At 62.3% G+C, this 19,144-nt stretch carries 13 protein-coding genes and 1 pseudogene; 4 read left to right on the forward strand and 10 right to left on the reverse strand.

Annotated elements, in window-relative coordinates; translation table 11 throughout:
* Positions 1 to 6 precede the first annotated feature (6 nt).
* From U4Z64_RS32310 to U4Z64_RS32350, 9 genes are all read right to left on the reverse strand, one after another.
* A complete protein-coding gene (locus U4Z64_RS32310; RefSeq protein ID WP_321822092.1) occupies positions 7 to 1,548 on the reverse strand; it encodes an enoyl-CoA hydratase-related protein in 1,542 nt (513 codons plus the stop codon).
* Between the two features lie 38 nt (positions 1,549 to 1,586).
* Positions 1,587 to 2,009, reverse strand: a complete 423-nt coding sequence (locus tag U4Z64_RS32315) for an acyl-CoA thioesterase (protein ID WP_136472615.1) — start codon at positions 2,007 to 2,009, stop codon at positions 1,587 to 1,589.
* A gap of 11 nt (positions 2,010 to 2,020) precedes the next feature.
* Entirely contained in the window at positions 2,021 to 3,172 is a 1,152-nt protein-coding gene (locus U4Z64_RS32320; protein WP_136472592.1) for an iron-containing alcohol dehydrogenase, read from the reverse strand.
* Between the two features lie 587 nt (positions 3,173 to 3,759).
* Positions 3,760 to 4,767, reverse strand: coding sequence for a helix-turn-helix domain-containing protein (locus tag U4Z64_RS32325; protein WP_321822093.1), 1,008 nt, complete (start codon positions 4,765 to 4,767; stop codon positions 3,760 to 3,762).
* 59 nt (positions 4,768 to 4,826) lie between these two features.
* Complete coding sequence (locus U4Z64_RS32330; protein WP_321822098.1) at positions 4,827 to 5,816, reverse strand: XdhC family protein; 990 nt, start codon at positions 5,814 to 5,816, stop codon at positions 4,827 to 4,829.
* A gap of 553 nt (positions 5,817 to 6,369) precedes the next feature.
* Positions 6,370 to 7,656, reverse strand: coding sequence for an MFS transporter (locus tag U4Z64_RS32335; RefSeq protein WP_321822094.1), 1,287 nt, complete (start codon positions 7,654 to 7,656; stop codon positions 6,370 to 6,372).
* Positions 7,657 to 7,774: 118 nt separating this feature from the next.
* Entirely contained in the window at positions 7,775 to 8,920 is a 1,146-nt protein-coding gene (locus U4Z64_RS32340; RefSeq protein ID WP_321822095.1) for a mandelate racemase/muconate lactonizing enzyme family protein, read from the reverse strand.
* Between the two features lie 320 nt (positions 8,921 to 9,240).
* Positions 9,241 to 10,338, reverse strand: coding sequence for a lactonase family protein (locus tag U4Z64_RS32345; RefSeq protein ID WP_321822096.1), 1,098 nt, complete (start codon positions 10,336 to 10,338; stop codon positions 9,241 to 9,243).
* 32 nt (positions 10,339 to 10,370) lie between these two features.
* Positions 10,371 to 11,927, reverse strand: a complete 1,557-nt coding sequence (locus U4Z64_RS32350; RefSeq protein WP_321822099.1) for a methyl-accepting chemotaxis protein — start codon at positions 11,925 to 11,927, stop codon at positions 10,371 to 10,373.
* 522 nt (positions 11,928 to 12,449) lie between these two features.
* Between U4Z64_RS32350 and U4Z64_RS32355 the strand changes: the two genes are divergently transcribed.
* A complete protein-coding gene (locus U4Z64_RS32355) occupies positions 12,450 to 14,348 on the forward strand; it encodes a glycoside hydrolase family 28 protein (RefSeq protein ID WP_321822100.1) in 1,899 nt (632 codons plus the stop codon).
* 457 nt (positions 14,349 to 14,805) lie between these two features.
* Here the strand turns inward: U4Z64_RS32355 and garD are convergent, their stop codons facing one another.
* Positions 14,806 to 16,395 (reverse strand): galactarate dehydratase, encoded by a 1,590-nt coding sequence (garD, locus tag U4Z64_RS32360; protein WP_321822097.1) that lies wholly within the window; start codon positions 16,393 to 16,395, stop codon positions 14,806 to 14,808.
* A gap of 206 nt (positions 16,396 to 16,601) precedes the next feature.
* Here garD and kdgD point away from each other — a divergent pair, with 206 nt between their 5' ends.
* From kdgD to U4Z64_RS32375, 3 genes and pseudogenes are all read left to right on the forward strand, one after another.
* Positions 16,602 to 17,519: a 5-dehydro-4-deoxyglucarate dehydratase gene (gene kdgD, locus U4Z64_RS32365; protein ID WP_027791957.1), complete on the forward strand. Its 918-nt coding sequence runs from the start codon at positions 16,602 to 16,604 to the stop codon at positions 17,517 to 17,519.
* 92 nt (positions 17,520 to 17,611) lie between these two features.
* Positions 17,612 to 18,964 carry an MFS transporter gene (locus tag U4Z64_RS32370; protein ID WP_059541780.1) on the forward strand — a complete coding sequence of 451 codons (1,353 nt, stop codon included), beginning with the start codon at positions 17,612 to 17,614 and terminating at the stop codon, positions 18,962 to 18,964.
* A 10-nt stretch (positions 18,965 to 18,974) separates the two neighbouring features.
* Positions 18,975 to 19,144, forward strand: a pseudogene (locus tag U4Z64_RS32375) (ATP-binding protein); the annotation flags it as partial.

Raw genomic sequence — 19,144 nt, forward strand, 5'->3', positions numbered from 1 at the left:
CTCCGATCAACGTCCCTGGAATTTCGCTGCGCGCTTTTCGGCGAACGCGGCCCGGCCTTCTCGATAGTCGTCGCTACCGGCTGCCGCCGCGATCATCGCTTCGGCTCGATCGAGATCCAGCGCGCCGGTGCCCATCGCCATCCCGTTCAGCTGGTATTTCGCGCCCGCCACGCTCAGCGGCGCGTTGGCCGCCATCGTTCTCGCGAACGCGCGCGCATCGGCCATCGGATCGGTCGTCCTTGCACGCGGCTTGCCGCCGGTCACCCGCTGCCACCACGAGAGCGGCGCGACCTGCGCGTCGTCTCCGGCGATCCGGTCCAAGAATCCGATGTCGCGTGCCGCACGCGCATCGAATCGCTCTGCGCCGTAGAGAATCTTCTTCGCTTGCGACACCCCCACCAGCGACAACAGCTTGCGCGTCCCACGCACGCCGTAGATGATGGACAGGCGCGCCGCCGGAATGCCGAACGTGGCGTCGGGTGCCGCGAAGCGGAAGTCGCACGACATCGCCAGATGCGCGCCGCCGCCCAAGCAGTAGCCGCGCAATACGGCGATGGTCGGCTTCGAGATGTTCGCGATCGCATCGCAGCACGCATCCACCGCAATCTCGTACGCGTTCGCCTGACCGGCGTCGGCGCGCACTTTCTCGAACTCGGAGATGTCGGCCCCGGCGCAGAAGTCGTCGCCCGCGCCGGTCAGCAACACGGCCCGCACCTCGGGATTTCGTTCGAGAGCGGTCATGACCGACGGCATCGCGAGCCACATCCCGTATGTCATCGCGTTGCGACTGCGCGGCCGGTTCAAGGTGACGACCGCGATCTGATCGGAGATCCACACCTTGATCTTCTCGGTCATCAACGCATCCGTCACCTCCGCCTGAAGATCGGCCAACGGGGCCGCAGGTGCGCCGTTCGCCGCGGACGAGCGAGCCTGCGGCGCAGCGGCGCCGACGGGTTCGGCACGTTGCCGCGGCGCCAGGGGTCCGGCGGCGACGGCCAGTTGCGCGTAAGCTGGCGCAACGACCGGACGCTCGATCGACACGGCCGCCAACAGTGCATCGACGCCCATCGTCGATGACGACGTCTCCTGTTCACCATTGGCCACTTTCGTGCCGACCTGCCTCGCGAACAGATCGAAGAAATCGTCTGCCGACTTGCGCGCCGCCGCATCGATCATTCGCGAACCCAACTGCGCCAGCTTGCCGCCGACATTTGCCTTGACGCCGTATCGAAGCAGCGTGACATCCTGCTCGAGCGCTTCGAGCGCCACGTCAATGTCGGCACGCGCGAAGCCTGCCGCGCCGCCAGACCCTTCACCCGTCAGCGTGTAACTGACGGGGGCGGCGATATTCGACAACGTCACCTTGCCGGCGAACCGCGCCTTGATCGGCCCGACCTTCGACACCACCGTCGCGGTAAATTCGTTGTCGGCGCTCTTCTCGAGCACTTCGCATCCCGGGATGCTGGCCTGCAGCACCGCCGGATCGTTGAGCGCGTTCCACACGGTCTCGCGGGATGCTTGCAACCGCGCCTCTCCTGCCATTTCCATTTGTTCTCTCCTCCAGGACACTTGTCGCAACCGGCGCGTCAGGCCATCAACGACTGCAAGACTTGCCGGACTTCGGGCGGAACCGGCACCGGGCCGTTCGTTGCCCGATCGACATAGACGTGTACGAACTCGCCGATCGCCGAAGCCGTGTCGGCGTCGTTGCGAAACAGCGCGATCTCGTAGCGCACGCTACTGTTGCCGAGATGCACGACCTTCATGCCGACATGGACGACGTCGGGAAAGCCGATCGACGAGAAGTACGTGCAACGCGTGTCGACCACCAGGCCGATAACGGGGCTATTTGCAATATCGAGCACGCCGCGTTCGATCAAATGCCGATTGACTGCCGTATCGAAGTACGCGTAATAGACTACGTTGTTCACGTGCCCGTAGGAATCGTTGTCGGACCAGCGCGTCTGGATGGCACTGAAGTGAGGATATTGGGCTCGGCGCGACGGCATTTTTTTCTGGCTCACAGAACCTCCTCGTAAAGCGCAGCCGCATCCTGAAGGGAAATCTCGCGCGGGTTGTTCACGAGCAAACGGGTTTGACGCATCGCGTCTTCGGCCAGTGTCGCGATATCGCCGTGGCCGATACCGACGGCCGACAGCCGTGTCGGCAAACCGAGCGCCTTCGGTAACGCAGTTAGCCGCGCGACCAGCGCGTTCGCACGCGCACCGGTATTTCCCGTGACGTCCGGCATCAGAACGGCGGCAAGCTCCGCATACCGGTCAGCCGCGGCATCGAGGTTGAAACGCATGACCGCCGGCAGAACGAGCGAGTTCGACAGCCCGTGCGGAACATGAAAGCGCGCGCCTATCGGATACGCCAGCGCATGCACGCCTGCTACGGGCGCATTGGCGAACGCGAGACCGGCCAGCATCGCGCCGAGCAGCATTGCCTGGCGTGCGTCGCGATTGGCGGCGTTGGCACAGGCCTCGCCAATGTTGGCGCCGAGCAAGCGAAGCGCTTCCTTCGCGAGGCAATCGGAGACCGGATTCTTCAGGCGCTTGCTGGTGTACGCCTCGATCGCATGAACCATGGCGTCGATGCCCGTCGCCGCCGTGACCGCGGGCGGCAGGCTCAACGTCAGATCCGCATCGAGCACCGCAATGTCCGGCAGCAGAACCGGCGAGACAACGCCCTTCTTCTCTCCGTCGCCGGTTGTCACGATCGAAATCGGCGTGACCTCGGATCCCGTTCCCGCAGTCGTGGGGAGCAACACCAGCGGCAGTCGCGGTCCCTTCGCGACGCCAACGCCGTAGACGTCGTCCAGCTTTTCCGTCCGGCGCGCGAGAAGCGCCACCAGTTTCGCAACGTCTAATGAGCTGCCGCCGCCGATACCGACCACGCAGTCGGCCCGCGCGGACACCGCCGCATCGGCCGCACCGTTCACAACATGAGCCGGCGGATCGGCCTGCACGTCTGCATACACCGTTACGGCCATGCCGACTGCCTCGAGGCTTTCAAGAGCCGGCTTCAGCAGACCGTTATCGACGATGCCGCGATCGGTCACGAGAAAGACCGAGCGACAACCCAGCCGGCCGACGATTTCTCCAAGGCGCGCCGAGGCACCGGCCTCGACGATCGTCGACCTGTTCGACTGAAACTCAAATGCGTTCAATTTTGCTCCTCCACCCGATCACGGAATCACGGAATCGACGACGAGGTCGTGACGTCAAACTAACTTGCATAAGTGGACTATAGTGAGCGAAATTCTGATTTGCAAGTCCCTTGTTCGACAACTTGTCATGAATGACGCCGCGCGGCTATCCAGCCGTTATTGGCTGATGTCTTGAAGCATTCCGCGCGTATGCAGTCGTCTCTTTCGCGTGTGGGCGCAGCCGTTCCAATATGGAATCGTGAACGTATAGATCGCTTGCATTTCCGATACCTTCCTGGTTGTTGTGTACCGGGCATGCCCACAAGGTTAACGTCTGCTGCAAGGTCGAATCGGGACGCGGCAAGAGTCCGCGCGCGACTGGATGCGCGTGGCGATACGTGCAGTCGATCAGGCGCACCAAACCATGAGGAAGGGGAAAAGGGGATGACTAGGCAAATCGCCACGCACGCAGTCCGCCGGCGCGCTCTGAACGAAACGCCCAGCCGGCTGCCAGGCCCACCGGGCGAGAAGACAGCCGCCGCCATCCTGATGAATCGATCTGCCGCCGTACGCGCGCTCGGGCGCCACGCGGCATCGAGAAGCGCGAGTCAGGCGACGTCGAGCTCTACCGGCAACGCATACCGCAGTACGTATGACATTTCACGCGGATCGAGTTCGGTGTCGCATTTGTCGCATACGACGATTGCATGAAAATCATGGTCACACTCTCGGTGCCGCAGTTTCAACGGCGCTTTTCCGCCAGACAGCCACTTGTCACCCCAAGCCATCATCACCAGCAGCGGCCCATACAAGTCGCGGCCCATTTCGGTCAGCCGGTACTCGTAACGTTTCGGCTTCTCCTGATACAGCCGCTTCTCCGCGATACCCTGCTCCACGAGTCGCTGCAGCCGGTCCGACAGGATGTTGGTGGCGATACCCAGGCGCGACTGAAACTCGTCGAAGCGTCGAACACCGTAAAAGAATTCCCGGATCACGAGGAAGCTCCAGCGGTCACCGATGATCTGCAACGTTCGCGCGACCGAGCATGGCCGAATGCGCTCGAGGACGCTCACGTCCGAATTCCGGCGCGAGCGCTTGCGTTCGATGCTACGCTCCTCGCCGCCCGCCCCCGGCCCGTCGCGATAGTGGACGGACCTCGGGTCAATGCCAGCGTGGCAGTGCGAGCACACGACGCGCGGTGCGCAATCGCATTTGCAGGTCTTGTGAATGAGCTTCAACGGAGGCTGCGCGCCGCCCGCAAGCCAACGGTCGCCGAACGCGAGCAACGCGATCATCGTCGCGTACAGGTCGCGGCCTTGCTCCGTGAAACGGTACTCATAGCGGGCACCGCCCGTCGACGGAAGCCGTTTCTTCAGTATGCCCAGGGTCGTGAATTTCTTGAGCCGCTCCACCAGCGTTGTACGCGGCACCTGCAGGATACTCTGGAACTGCTCGAATCGCCTGACGCCGAAAAAGCACTCCCGCAGCACCAGAAATCCCCACGCGTCCGACAGTATCTCGACGGTTCTCGCAACCGACGAATAGCGCTCGATCGATGCAAAACGTGCATCCGACGCACGGTGGCTCGACGATTCGAGCATGGCGGGTTTAACCATAAGTTCATCGAAAAAATTTCATCTGCCATTCGCGCAACGCAACACAGGTGCGCGCGCGCCTATTCGATCCATTGCGGAACCGATGGCGCATCGCGAAGCGCGTGCGACTGCACGACCGGCACGCCGTAGCGGTGCGAAGTCATCTCCGCCATGATCGCCACCGCAATCTCCGGCGGTGTCCTAGCTCCGATGTGAAGCCCGATCGGACCATGAAGCGCTGCAACCTGCGTATCGGTCAAGTCAAACAGCTTGAGCCGTTCCCGACGCTTCGCGTTATTCGCACGCGCGCCGACCGCTCCCACGTAGAACGCCGGAGATTTGAGCGCCTCGATCAACGCAAGCTCGTCGATCTTCGGATCGTGCGTCAACGCCACCACGGCCGTGTTCGGATCCAGGCCGACTCGCGCGATCAGGTCGTCCGGCATTTTGCGAAATACTTCGGTATGAGGCACGGACCATTCCCCGAGATACTCTTCACGCGGGTCGCAAACGATGACGTGATAGCCCAGCGCCACTGCCATGCGCGCAACATATTCGGACAGTTGCCCCGCACCGATGATCAGCAGGCGATGGCTCGGCCCGTAACATGCGCGCAGCGACACGCCGTCGAACGAGGTCGGGGCTGCCGAATCGGTCGGCGTCACGTCGGCTTCGCCGGTATTGGCGTTCACGTTGCGGATCACCGCCCGGCCACGCCTGACCCATTCCAGCGCCTCGTCCAGCCGCGATGATATCCGGACCGGTTCCACGAGAATAATCAGCGTGCCGCCGCACGGAAGACCGAAGCGATGCGCGTCGTCTGCCGAGAGGCCATAGGTTACAACGGTCGGCGTCGAACCCGAAAATCCGACGCGCCACACACGCTCGACCAGATCGTCCTCGAGACACCCGCCCGATACGGAACCCTTCACGGCACCATCGTCACGCAGCGCGACCATCGCACCGATCGGGCGAGGCGCCGAGCCCCACGTCTTCAGAACCGTGCCGAGCATCACCGCGCGCCCAGAGCGATGCCACATGACGGCAGTTTCCAGTACGTCTCGATCCATGCTGTCCAACGCGGTTTCCCTCCACGGCCCTTCCACAGTACGCCAATCAGTTCATTTATGCAAGTTATAACCTGACAGACGTTAGAAAGTTTGCCACTGGATTCGACCTTGATAGCCCTTGGAACGGAGGGACAGGCTTCGAGTTGCTGCGACAGTTCGGGCAACCGTAAGCCAAAATAAATCTATGGTCCGCCCCAGTTTTACAACCCCTGACGGTTGATGTCACGTTGGCTTGCCCAGATCTATCCAGCGTCGTTTTGAGGACCGCGCCCCGCGCCTCAATAAACTTCGCGCCTGCGGCTCCTTTAAAGTCGTGCGGCTCTGGTAGGTGTCTTTATTTTCCAAGATGTTCCACACAGACTGAACCGCCCCGGGAAATCGGGGAGGCTGGTTGGTTTAACTTGATGTCGATTCAGCGGTGGCTGTTCCAAGTTGGCGATGGTAGTTTGTCTCGGCTTTGGCAGCCTCACGGTATAGCCGAGCGGTTTCATCAACCGATAATGATTAAATCAGGTCACCCACTCCCGCGTTGCTAGTTCAACGGAGTACTTCGTCAGGCAGCCCCGCGCATCTGCACAACGGCCCGCGCGCGCACCGTGAACGTCAGGATGACCGCACCGGCCAGCGCCGATGCACCCGCGAGCACGAACGCACTTGCATACCCACCGCCATACTGGATGAGCCAGCCGGTCAAGCTTGGCGACAGGATGCCTGCGAGATTCGCGAGCAGATGAACGAACCCGCCGGCCGAGCCGACACGTTCCCGCGGCACGATTTCCTGCAGAAGCGACCAGCAAGCCTGCGGTGCCATGAACGCGAACAGGCTTGCGATCGCGATCAGCGTGACGGCCGCGCCGAGCGAGCTCACCCGTGACGCCAGCAGCACGCAAGCCGCCGTTACAGCCAATCCGACGACGATCACGATCTTGCGCGCGAACAGCACGTCGCCGGTGCGGCGGTAGATGCGGTCCGACACAGTGCCGCCGGCCACGAAACCGACGGTCGCGCCGAGCCAGGGCAGAATCCCGACGACACTCATCTGCTTGATGTTTAGATGCTGGTAGTCGGTGAGATAGCTGGGCAACCATGAAAGGAAGAAATAGAGCACATAGTTGAAGCTGAAGAACGCGAACGCCACGCCGAGCACCGGCTGCGACAGCAGATCGCGCAGCAGCGGACGCGCAGCACGCTCGTCCGCATGCGCATCCAGTGAGACGCCGACCGTCCGGTCGGATGCGATCTCACGCACTTCTTCCGGAGACACGCGCGGGTGGCTCGCCGGATCGTCGCGGAACAACGCCCACCACGCGGCCAGCCACACGAAGCCGAGCGTGGCGATCACAACGAACGAAACGCGCCAGCCAAACTGCAGCGCAACCAGGCCGACGATCGGCGCCGCGATGGCCGCACCGAGCGGCTGCCCCGCGTTGGTCCAGCCGACCGCACGTCCCGCTTCGCGGCGCGGGAACCAGTTCGAGATCGCCTTGTTGGTGGTCGTCCCCATCGGCCCTTCGCCGATCCCGAACGCGACGCGTACGATCAGTAGGTGCGCGAACGACCCGGCGAGCGCGGTCGCGCCGCAGAACAGAGACCACACGCCGGCCGCGCACGCGAACACTCGACGCGGCCCGAATCGGTCCGCGGCCCAGCCGCCGACGAAGCAGAATACGCAGTAGCCGATGAAGAAGCTGCTGAACAGGATACCCATCTGCGCGTCGTCGATGCCGAGTTCGCGCTTGATGATCGGCGCGACGACGGACAGCGCCGCGCGATCGAGATAGTTCAGCATGCCGGCGCCGAAGAGCAGCGCGCCGATCCACCAGCGATAACGTGTTTTCATGTTGTCTCCTGTCGAGCCGGGCACGTGCCTGCGCATCCGCCCGGCTTCCTGATTTCCGATTGCGCCGCCACACCGGCGACGGCTTCAGACGCGTGCGCCATGCGCACGCTTCCTGCGTTCAACCGATCGTCGCGTGCGCGATCGTGTTGCGTGCCAGCACCGCTTGGTCCGGCAAGAAGCCAAGCCCGGGCACATCGGGCAAGCGCAACCGCGCCCCGGGCCGCTGCGCGTCATGAAGCCGCTCGGGCCAGTCGAGATAGGGAATTTCGAGCGCTACATCGTCCGGTAGCGTCGCAACGACGTGCGCGGTCGCCAGCAGCCCCGCTCCGTAATAGAAACAGTGCGGCACGACCCGCACGCCGTGCTCCGCCGCAAGCGCGATCACTTCCGCGATGCCGGTCGGTCCACCGATCTTCGCGATGCTTGGCTGCGCGACGTCGAGCGCGCCGCGTTCGAACAGGTCGCGAAAGCCCGCGACACCCGACGCGTTCTCGCCCGCCGCGACCGGCACGCCGGCGCCGCGCACGCGCGCGATGCCGTCCGCGTCGTCGCAAGGCCACACCGGTTCCTCGATCCAGCCGAGCCGCAGGTCGGCCAGCTCGCTCACATGCCGCAGCGCGTCGCTCGCCGTCCACGGGCAGTTCACGTCAACCATCAGTTCGCTGCCGGCCGGCAGTGCCGCACGCGCGGCCGCGATGGCCGCACGTTGCGTCTCATGCAGCTTGATACGCCGGAACCCTTCGTCCGACGCCCGCCGCACGTGGCGCGCGACTTCGTCGGGGTCGTTGTCGTAGCTGACCAGGCTCGCATACACGTCGATCTCGTCGCGATGGCCGTCGAGCCAGCGATACAGCGGCAAGCCGGCCGCCTGCGCGGCGAGGTCGTGCAGCGCCGTGTCGATCGCCGACAACGCGTACAGCACCGGTCCGGTGCGGCCGAACGCATGCAGCGCGCGATCGGCCGCGTCACGCAATGCGGCGATCCCGTGCCGCGTCGGCTCGAATTCGGCGCCCTTGAACCAACAGCCAACCGGGCCTTCGAGCGCGGCGAACGTGACGGGATTGATCAGATGACCGAATGCTTCGCCCCAGCCAACGCGCCCTGCGTCATCGGTGAGCCTGACCAGCAGCGACTCCATGCGACGCAGCGAGCGGTCTGCGGCGTTATACGTGTCGGCGACGGTCGGTTCAACAGCGGCGACGGGACGTCGGCCCGCATCGAATGCGAGCGAGAGGCGAATGACTTCGATGGTGACGATTTTCACGAACAGATTCCCGGTGCGGCGGGTCGGTGGCATGGAAGCGGCCGACGGCAGAAAGTGCAATGCAATGGCAGCTTTACGAGGTCGTTCGATTGCGTCACGTCGGCTCCCATAGCAGTCTGTCATCGTACAACTTACGCCATCCGACGGCAATATATCCAGACCTCTTTACCTTATAGGTGGGATGATTTATTACATGGATTTGTCATGCGACATCTTATGACTGTTACAGGCGGAAAAAATGGAACCGCGGGCGCCGGGCCGATGGTGAACGGGACCCGGGTCGGCATCGCCTGCCTCGATGGCCAGCCAGCCTGGATCGGTCAGCGATTCGATCCGTCGAAGTTCACCAGTTCGACCCAGTTCGCGCCCTTGCCGACCGGATATTGGCCGAGCGTGGCAAGCCCGCCCGTTTTCGCGTCGATGCGATAGAGGCTCAACGTCGGCGACAGCTGCCCCACCGCGAGCAGATACCGTCCCGACGGATCGATGTTGAAGCCGCGAGGCTGCTTTTCGGTCGCGTACGTGCCGATCCGCACCAGCTTGCCCGTGGCCGTATTCACGCGATAGGCGCCCAGCGTGCTTGAGGTTCGTTCGGAGATGAACAGGAAGCGGCTGTCCGGTGTGAGATGCAGATCGGCTCCCCACGGCTTGTCACCCTTGAAGTCGGGCGGCAAGATCGAAATCGTCTGGACCGGCCTGATGGTGTCGTTGGCCCGATTGAAGGCAAGCACGTGCAGCTTGCCGTCGAGCTCGTCGATCAGGTAGACGAAGCGATTATCAGCGGAAAACACGAAATGGCGCGGCCCCGAATCCTTCGGCAGGGAATACGCGGGCTGCGCGTCCTCGGTGAGCGTGCCGGTGCTGGCGTCGAACTTGAGACGCAACCACGCGTCGGCGCCCAGCACCGATGCGAACGCATAGCGGTTGTCCGCCGACACGCGGACGGCATGCGCCATCGGCCCGGTCTTGACGGTCTGCTGCACATTGGCCGCCACCCCGTTCGCGCCGATGCGGTTCACCGCCAGCAGATTGCCGCCGTACGACGCCGAAATCAGGTAGCGGCCGGTCATGTCGGTCGACAGGTATGCCATGCTTTCGGCGAGCGGCGCACGGCCCAGTTCGACGAGGTCGCCGTCGAGCGGATTGATGGCGAAACTCACGACGCTGTAGGGCTTGGAGCGCAGCCCCGCATACAGACGACGATGGTCGGGCGAGAGTGCCATCGGCATAACGGTACCGTTCACGGGCACGGTTTCGACCGCGGCGAGCGTGCCGGCCCGTGCGTCGAGGCGGAACACCGAGATGTCCTGGCTGTCGGCGTTCGAAACGTAGGCGTATGTCGCCGCGTGCACGGCGAAAGATGCGGCCAGGCCCGAGAACGCCAGCGCCACGCGGCGCAACTTCATCGTCGTTTTCATTTCGTCCTTTTTTCTATTGTTGGTGAAAGCCGTCAAGCGTCGCCGAGACGGAATACCGCCACGGCGTCCTTCATCGATTGCGCCTGATGCTCCAGCGCATCCGCGGCGGCGGCGGCCTGCTCGACGAGCGCCGCATTCTGCTGCGTGACTTGATCCATCTGGCTCACGGCGACGCCCACCTGCTGTATGCCGGCGCTCTGCTCGCTCGTCGCCGACGACATTTCCACCAAGATGGTCGCCACGTTGCGCACGGCGCCCACGATCTCCTCCATCGCCGCGCCCGCTTCGGCCGCGAACGCGTTGCCGTTTCGCACCTCGTTCATCGAGGCGCCGATCAGTTCCTTGATCTCGCGCGCCGCGCTGGCGCTGCGCTGCGCGAGCGTTCGCACCTCGCCCGCGACGACCGCGAAGCCACGCCCCTGTTCGCCCGCGCGCGCCGATTCGACGGCCGCATTCAGCGCGAGAATGTTGGTCTGGAACGCGATGCTGTCGATCATGTTCGTTATCTCGGCGATCTTGAGCGCGCTTGCACTGATATCCTGCATTGTCCGGACCACGCGGCCGACCACGTCACCGCCCCGGCGCGCGAGGTCCGCCGTGCCGCTCGCGAGCGTGCTCGCCTCGGTGGCGTTCGCCGCGTTCTGCCTGACCGTCGAGGTCAGTTCCTCCATGCTCGCGGCGGTTTCCTCGAGCGACGCCGATTGCTGCTCCGTGCGGCTCGACAGGTCGAGATTGCCGGCGGCGATCTCGCGTGCAGCCGTGTGGATCGCGTCGCAGCTGTCTCGCACGCCGCTCACGGTGCGCGAGAGTCCGTCGCGCATCCGCCGCATGGCCGCAAAAAGCAGGCCGAATTCGTTGCGGCCCGCCTCGGGCACGCGCACGGTCAGATCGTTCGACGCGACGCGGTCGAGCACCGCCACCGCTTCGCCGAGCGGGCGCGTCACGATGCGCGTGAGCGCGACGTGCGTGACGACCATCAGCGCAAGCGCCAGCCCGACGCCCACCACCACGAAGCCCAGGATCCACCGGTAGCGCGCGTTGCCGTCGTTGAGCGCCTGTTCGGTCAGGGTGTTCGCGAGTGTCTGCAGCTTCTCGACGTTTTCCGAGTACACCATGCCCGCGCGGGTGACATCGCGGTCGTTGATGGTCACGTAGCCGGCAGTGTCGTTATTGCGCAGCGCGTCGGCCGCGCGCGCGAGCAGGGCCGCAAGCCGGTCCGACGACGCCACGAGTTGTCGTTTGAGCTCCGAATCCATGCCGTCGAATGCACTTGCGTCGCGATATGCGCTGGTTTCGCTCGCGGAGCGTTCGAAGGTGCGATTCGCGCTCTGCAAGGCCGAATCGCGCGCCGCCGTGTCGTTGCGCTCTTTCAGCGCGCTATAGGCGCTCACCAGCGCCGAACGCGTGCGGGTGCTGTCCTTGTATGCGTCGTTGACGAGGATGGTTTGGCGCGAAATCTCATGCAGGCGCTGCGCGCTCGCATCGGCCATTCGCAGCGACACGATGCCGGCGATGCCGCCAATCACGATCACCACCCCAAACATCGTCAGTGCCGCGAGCAGGCTGGCTCGCACCGTCATGTTGCGCATCTTGGTTCCTGTCTCTGCTTGGTCATCAGCCGCGGTGACGGCACGCGGGACGTCCCGGGCATCAGCCACGCACGTTCTGGCATTGTTGGGTGGATTGCGGGGTGCGTTACGTGGTGACCCGCGTATGGGTCGCGAATTTTGATATGTGACATCGTACTTCTTATACACGATTTTCGAGCTGTGCCACAGGAAACCTCTCCCCCTTTTGAGGTTGACCGAAATTCGCCTAAACCCCAGTGAACCTCATATGCCGCATGGGGGGGCAATAATAACGCGCAATCTGACGGCTTGTTCTTAGGGTAGACACGGACGGGAGCGTTGGTGCATTCAGCGATAATATCATCGTGTCATCGTATGACAACGGCCCAGGCGACGGTATCGCCTCATCGACAAGATCACAAGAAAAAGACGGAGACAGCAGTGACCGACAACGACTTCGATCCACAACCCGACGGCACCGTTCGGCATCCCTCCATACCCAGGATCACTCGACGCCATTTCCTCGGCTACAGCAGTGCCCTGATGGGCAGCGCCCTGCTCGGCGCTTGCGGTGGTACCGACAACACTCCGCCCCCCGCCAGCGTGCCTGCGGCGGATCCGATCTGGGGGCCGAGTGGCCTGGCGACCAACATCATCGCCTCGCTGAATGGCATCGCGCAGTCGTCGTTCCCTGCCCTCGATTTCCAGGTTGAGGCCTACGGCGCCCAGCCGTGTTCGGTCGTTGCGCAAACCAGCCCGTATACAGACGCTACCAAATCGCCGCTCAGCCCCGGCGCCGGCGCAACCCCCGGCGCTGGAGCGGTGGATTCGCGTCCAGCCTTCCTGGCTGCGATCGCAGCCTGCTCGGCAGCGGGCGGCGGACGCGTGGTAGTGCCGGCCGGCGCTTGGTACTGCGCGGGGCCGATCGTGCTGCAGAGCAACGTCAACTTTCACCTGAGTGCGAACTGCACGATCTTCTTCAGCCCAAACCCGGCCGACTACGCCAAGGACGGCCCCGTCGACTGCGGCGCCAACGGCAAGCTGTTCTATAGCCGCTGGCAGGCCAACGACTGCTTGAACTTCGGCGCGCTAGTGTACGCACGCAACGCCAGCCATATCGCGCTTACCGGCGAAGGCACCACCTCGATCCTAAACGGGCAGGCGATGACGCCGTTCGCCGGCTCGGGCAACACGGCCTCCTGCTGGTGGACCTACAAAGGCAACACGGGTGTCTACGGTTGCGCTGGCTCCTCCACGCCGTCGCAGGCCTATACGAACCCGAACAACGTCGACCTGAAAACGGCCGCGCCCGGTATTCCGGACGCTTTGTATACGCTGCTGACCAATCCGGCCACGCCGTGGCAGCAGGATCAGAACTACCTGCCCGCGCTGTCCGAGGCCGGTGTGCCGGTAGCGCAGCGCATCTTCGGGCTGGGCCATTACCTGCGGCCCTGCATGGTGGAATTCATCGGATGCACCGACGTCCTAATGGAGAACTATCACACCCAGAACACGCCGTTCTGGCAGCACCATCCGACCGACTGCACAAACGTGGTGATTCGCGGCGTGATGGCCGACAGCATCGGCCCGAACAACGACGGCTTCGATCCCGATGCCTGCACTAACGTGCTGTGCGACGGTATGATCTTCAACACAGGTGACGATTGCATCGCGATCAAGTCGGGCAAGGATCTCGATACGCAATACGGCGCGGCGCGGAACCACGTGGTGCAGAACTGCACCATGAATAGCGGCCACGGCGGCATCACACTCGGCAGCGAGATGGGCGGCGGCATCGAGAACGTTTACGCGCGCAACCTGACGATGCTGAACCAGCACTGGGCGACCAATTCGCTGAACATTGCTATCCGCATCAAGACCAACATGAATCGCGGCGGTTTCGTGCGCAACTTCTATGTGAACGGCGTGACACTGCCGAACGGCGTGAGCCTGACGGGCGGCGGCTACGGCAGCAAGATGCTGGCCGGCAGCCCGATCAACAGCACCGTGCCGCTCGGCGTGGCAACCTTGGCGTCGGGCAATCCGTCGGCATCGCAGGGCGGCCTGATCACATTCGATTGCGATTACCAACCCGCCGGCGATGCGATCCGGACGCGCCCGGCGCTCGTGCAGAACGTCAACATCACTAACGTGAATGCCACCAACGTCACGCTCGGCAGCGCGAACGGCTCGTGTTTCCAGGCGATCGTCGCGCAAGGCCCGGTGGCGTTCGACTACAACGGTCCGGCGCCGACCCCGACGATTCCCGCCATCACCGGTGTGACCATCTCGAACTGCGACTTCGGCTCGCCCACCGCAACGGGGCCGGCCAGCACCACCACGCCGGGTCCGATCTATGCGTGGAACGTGAACGGCATTAGCCTGCAGAACGTGTTGATCGCGGGGCAACTCTACAACACCACGATCACCGACCTTCGCTGATCCTCACGGAACCGCGCACGTGGATCTCACGCGGAAGTACCCGGGGGCCGGGCCGGCCCCCGGACGACGTTCAGCAGGCAGCCTTCCAACGATTCTCCGGTCGCCTGTTGCCGCGCGCCACCAGTCAATCGCCCATGCATGCAATGACTGAACGCGACCAAAAGTTGGACGACGAGCCCTGAGGCCAGACGCTGACGCAACCCTACGCGCTGCTGCATTACATGCTGTACGTGGCAACGAGGCAGGGACAGGGTGCCTTGCTCGACTGCTTCGATCTTGAACTCATCCGTGTACCGCTTGCCGCTCATATCGACCTCCTCGGTTGCCATAAATTATGGCTCGAAGATGTCTACGAAAGGCTAGCCGGTCCAGGCGCGAGTCGCCTGTCCATATCTCATTGGTTTTTATCGGACGGTGCGTTGCCGGCGATGTCCAACAACAGCGCAGCGAGCGGCGATCAGGTCACCGGCGCAGGATTGAAGAGAACCAGAGCGTTATGGAGCTTCAGTTTTTCAGCGCACGTCTGTTTGCGTCCGCTCGCGACGTCGAGCAGCAGCTTGAACAACTCCCAGCCCACATCTTCGATCGTTGCAGTACCGGTCGCGATCGTGCCTGCGTTCACGTCCATCAGGTCGTGCCAGCGACGTGCCAGGTCCGAACGGGTTGCGACCTTGACGACGGGAACCTCGGCGAGGCTATACGGCGTACCCCGGCCTGTTGTGAAAACGTGCAGATTGATCCCGGCTGCCACCTGCAACGTGCCGCAAATAAAATCGCTCGCGGGTGTCGCAGCGTAGATCAGCCCTTTTTGCCTGACCTTTTCGCCCGGCGCGAGTACGCCAGATATCTGCGAATTGCCGGACTTGATGATCGAGCCCATCGCCTTTTCGACAATGTTCGACAGCCCGCCCTTCTTGTTCCCCGGCGTCGTGTTGGCGCTACGATCCGCTCCGCCGCGCTTCAGATAGTTGTCGTACCAGTCCATCTCCCGAATGATCGCAGCGGCAACTTCGGGATTAGCTGCGCGCCCTGTGAGCTGACCGACACCATCGCGCACCTCGGTCACCTCCGAGAACATGACCGTGGCACCCGCGCGCACGAGAAGATCGGTGGCGAAACCAACTGCCGGGTTTGCGGTCAGGCCAGAAAAGGCATCGCTGCCACCGCACTGAACGCCCAATACCAGGTCTGAAGCCGGACAGGTTTCCCGGCGCCGGCTATTCAGCCGGATCAGGTGACCTTCAGCCATCCGAATGACCGATTCGATCATTGATTCAAAACCGACATGGGCGTCGTCCTGCAGCACCACGACGTCACCATTCACGTCCGAAGGCAGGTCACCGACGTCCGCGACGTCATCCGCTTCCGTAACAGTCGCAATAGGAATCGTCCCGGGAGGCATCAGACGCTCGGGCTGCAGTTTCTCGCAACCAAGGCTCACCATCATGACTTCTCCGCCGAAGTTCGGATTGAGCGCGATGTTGCGTACTGTACGGATCGGCACCATTGCATCGGGAGCGTCAATCGCAACCCCGCATCCATATGTGTGCCCGAGGCTGACCACGTCATCGACGTTCGGATATTTCGGCAACAGCTCGCTCTTGATCCGGGTCACGGCATGCTGAACGACGTCTGCAACACACTGAACAGTCGTAGTAATCGCAAGAATGTTGCGTGTACCGACCGAACCGTCGCTATTGCGGTAGCCCTCGAACGTGTAACCCTCCAGAGGCGGCATAACCGGCGCCTTGATGGTCGCGATCGGAAGATCGTCGAGGCCGGGAGGGGTTGGAATCCGAATGACGTGCTCGTTCACCCAGCTTCCCTTGGGCAGCGCCTGGCTCGCATACCCGATTACAACGTTGTACCGGACGACCTCATCGCCCTCAGCGAAATCCTTCAGCGCGACCTTGTGGCCTTGCGGCACCCGTTCGCGAAGTGCCAGACCATCTGGGAAAGTCGCTCCCTCCCCCAGTCCCCCGTCATTGACAACGATCGCGACGTTGTCATTGGGGTGCACGCGAATATAAAGCGGTGTCTGTTCCATTTGCATCTTCCTCTGAGCGGCGAGGTTCGCCCAATGACCCTGCTTAGTTTTACGTCATCATACAACGTACAACCTCTTTTGGATACCTATTTACCCTGGGAAATCTCTGAAAACCGCCATTTCCCGTTGCTCAGCCGAAAGCCTAGTTGTACGATAACATATAAGCAGTAACCGAAACCGAACCGAATTTCTTGGAACGCCCCATCATGACCACTCCGCAAGAACTCAAGCAAATCGTCTCCGACGGCCTCCTCTCCTTCCCGGTCACGGACTTTGACCAACAGGGCAATTTCCGCGCCGATACGTACGCAAGCCGCCTCGACTGGCTCGCGCCTTACGGCGCAACGGCACTGTTCGTAGCGGGCGGCACGGGCGAATTCTTCTCACTTACGCGCGATGACTACACAGCCGTCGTCCGTACGGCGACCGAAGTCTGCAAGGGCAAGGTGCCAATCCTCGCAGGGGCGGGTGGTCCGACGCGCGTTGCCATCGAGTACGCGAAAGAAGCGGAGCGCAATGGCGCGCAGGGCATCCTCCTGATGCCGCATTACCTGACGGAGGCCTCGCTCGACGGGATCGCAGCGCATGCTGAGGAAGTGTGCAAGGCAGTGCCCAATCTGGGCGTGATCATCTATAACCGGGCCAATTCGAAGCTGAACGCTGACATGCTCGAGCGCCTCGCCGATCGCTGTCCGAATCTGATCGGGTTTAAGGACGGTGTCGGCGACATCGAAAACATGGTGACGATCCGTCGCCGCCTGGGTGAGCGGTTTTCCTATCTCGGCGGCCTGCCGACGGCTGAAGTTTATGCAGCCGCGTATAAGGCCCTCGGCGTTCCGGTCTACTCGTCCGCCGTCTTCAACTTTATTCCGAAGACCGCCATGGACTTCTATCGTGCAATCGCATCGGACGATCACGCAACGATTGGAAAGCTGATTGACGACTTCTTCCTTCCTTACCTCGCAATCCGTAATCGCCGTGCGGGTTACGCAGTCAGCATCGTCAAGGCGGGCGCAAAGCTCGTTGGCCACGATGCCGGCCCGGTTCGCGCTCCGCTCACGGACCTCAACGACGAAGAACTGAGCCAGCTCGACGCTTTGATCAAAAAGCTCGGCGCGCAGTAAGCACGCCACGAGGAGACAGGCGGGGCTAGCCGCGCAGTTATGCCCAACAGCGACACAGGCACCCCGCTCGCTTTAAACAGAGGAAGATCGTCATGGAAATGAGCCGCACGGCAAATCCCGCGGACGCACTCAAGCGTACGAAGGTCCGCTACGTCATTCTGGCCCTTATTTTTGTCATCACGACATTGAACTACGCAGATCGCGCGACCTTGTCGGTCACCGGATCTGCAATGCGGGGAGAGTTCGGCTTCGATGCGGTCAAGATGGGATACATCTTTTCCGCATTTAGCTGGGCCTATGTTCTCTGTCAGATTCCAGCCGGCTGGCTGCTCGATCGCTTCGGAGCACGCCGAGTGTATGCCGCGAGCATCTTCCTCTGGTCTCTCTTTACATTGCTTCAAAGCTCGATCGGCCTGGCAGGGAGCGCCGCAGCAGCGGTAACCACGCTATTCATGTTGCGCTTTGTCATGGGGGCCGCTGAGGCGCCGGCGTTCCCTGCAAATGCCAAGGTCGTAGCGAGCTGGTTTCCTACAAAGGAACGCGGTACTGCCTCCGCTATCTTCAATTCGGCGCAATATTTCGCAGCTGTCGTGTTTACTCCGCTGATGGCGTGGATTACCCACGCCTTCGGCTGGCATTACGTCTACGTCGTCATGGGCTTTGCCGGACTGCTGCTGGCAATAACGTGGCTCAAGGTCATGAAAAACCCGGTGAACCATCCGGGCGTCAATAAACCGGAGCTCGAGTATATTGACCAGGGCGGTGGCCTCATTCACGGCCGAAAACTAGCCGACGCCGGTTCGCGCAGTCATCGCGGTGGCTGGGGCGTTGTGCGGCAACTGCTGGGCAATCGCATGCTGCTCGGCGTGTATCTCGCACAATTCTGCATTAACGTGCTTACCTATTTCTTCCTGACGTGGTTTCCGATCTACCTCGTTCAGGCCCGGCACATGACTATCCTCCAGGCAGGGCTCATCGCTTCCCTGCCGGCCATCTGCGGGTTCGGTGGCGGCGTTCTCGGTGGCGTGTTGTCGGACACACTTATACGACATGGTCGCTCGCTCACCGTCGCACGAAAGACGCCGATCGTTGGCGGCATGCTGCTGTCGTGCTGCATCGTCGGATGCAACTACGTCAATACCGATTGGGTCGTCGTTGCCCTTATGTCGCTTGCCTTCTTCGGGAAGGGTCTGGGTGCACTTGGATGGGCTGTGGTCGCAGACACCTCACCCAAGGAAGCGATTGGCCTGTCTGGATCGATCTTCAACATGTTTGGCAACGTTGCCGGTATCGTCACCCCCATTGTGATCGGGTATCTCGTCGCACAGTCTGGTGGCTCGTTTAACGGCGCCCTGGCTTTTGTAGGTGCCAATGCGCTGATTACAGTGTTCTGTTATCTCGTCATCGTTAAAGAGATCAAGCGCGTAGAGCTTAGTCACGACTAGTCCAAAGTTACTGGAGCAGGAGAAGTCCATCGGCAAACAAGGCGAGATCGCCCATAAGCTAATGTACGTCGACCTGGTGATCCTCGACGAACTGGGCTACCTGCCGTTCAGCCAAACCGGTGGCGCATTGCTGTTCCACTTGCTCTCGAAGCTGTATGAACACACGAGTGTCGCGATCAC

The sequence above is a fragment of the Burkholderia sp. BCC1996 genome, assembly GCF_905339955.1.
In the GTDB taxonomy this organism is placed as follows: domain Bacteria; phylum Pseudomonadota; class Gammaproteobacteria; order Burkholderiales; family Burkholderiaceae; genus Burkholderia.

Bases quoted from the DNA above. Each gene is read 5' to 3' on its own strand.
- U4Z64_RS32310 (WP_321822092.1), bottom strand. From the start codon at position 1,548: ATGGAAATGGCAGGAGAGGCGCGGTTGCAAGCATCCCGCGAGACCGTG.
- U4Z64_RS32315 (WP_136472615.1), bottom strand. From the start codon at position 2,009: ATGCCGTCGCGCCGAGCCCAATATCCTCACTTCAGTGCCATCCAGACG.
- U4Z64_RS32325 (WP_321822093.1), bottom strand. From the start codon at position 4,767: ATGGTTAAACCCGCCATGCTCGAATCGTCGAGCCACCGTGCGTCGGAT.
- U4Z64_RS32330 (WP_321822098.1), bottom strand. From the start codon at position 5,816: ATGGATCGAGACGTACTGGAAACTGCCGTCATGTGGCATCGCTCTGGG.
- U4Z64_RS32335 (WP_321822094.1), bottom strand. From the start codon at position 7,656: ATGAAAACACGTTATCGCTGGTGGATCGGCGCGCTGCTCTTCGGCGCC.
- U4Z64_RS32345 (WP_321822096.1), bottom strand. From the start codon at position 10,338: ATGAAAACGACGATGAAGTTGCGCCGCGTGGCGCTGGCGTTCTCGGGC.
- U4Z64_RS32350 (WP_321822099.1), bottom strand. From the start codon at position 11,927: ATGCGCAACATGACGGTGCGAGCCAGCCTGCTCGCGGCACTGACGATG.
- U4Z64_RS32355 (WP_321822100.1), top strand. From the start codon at position 12,450: ATGGGCAGCGCCCTGCTCGGCGCTTGCGGTGGTACCGACAACACTCCG.
- garD (WP_321822097.1), bottom strand. From the start codon at position 16,395: ATGGAACAGACACCGCTTTATATTCGCGTGCACCCCAATGACAACGTC.
- kdgD (WP_027791957.1), top strand. From the start codon at position 16,602: ATGACCACTCCGCAAGAACTCAAGCAAATCGTCTCCGACGGCCTCCTC.
- U4Z64_RS32370 (WP_059541780.1), top strand. From the start codon at position 17,612: ATGGAAATGAGCCGCACGGCAAATCCCGCGGACGCACTCAAGCGTACG.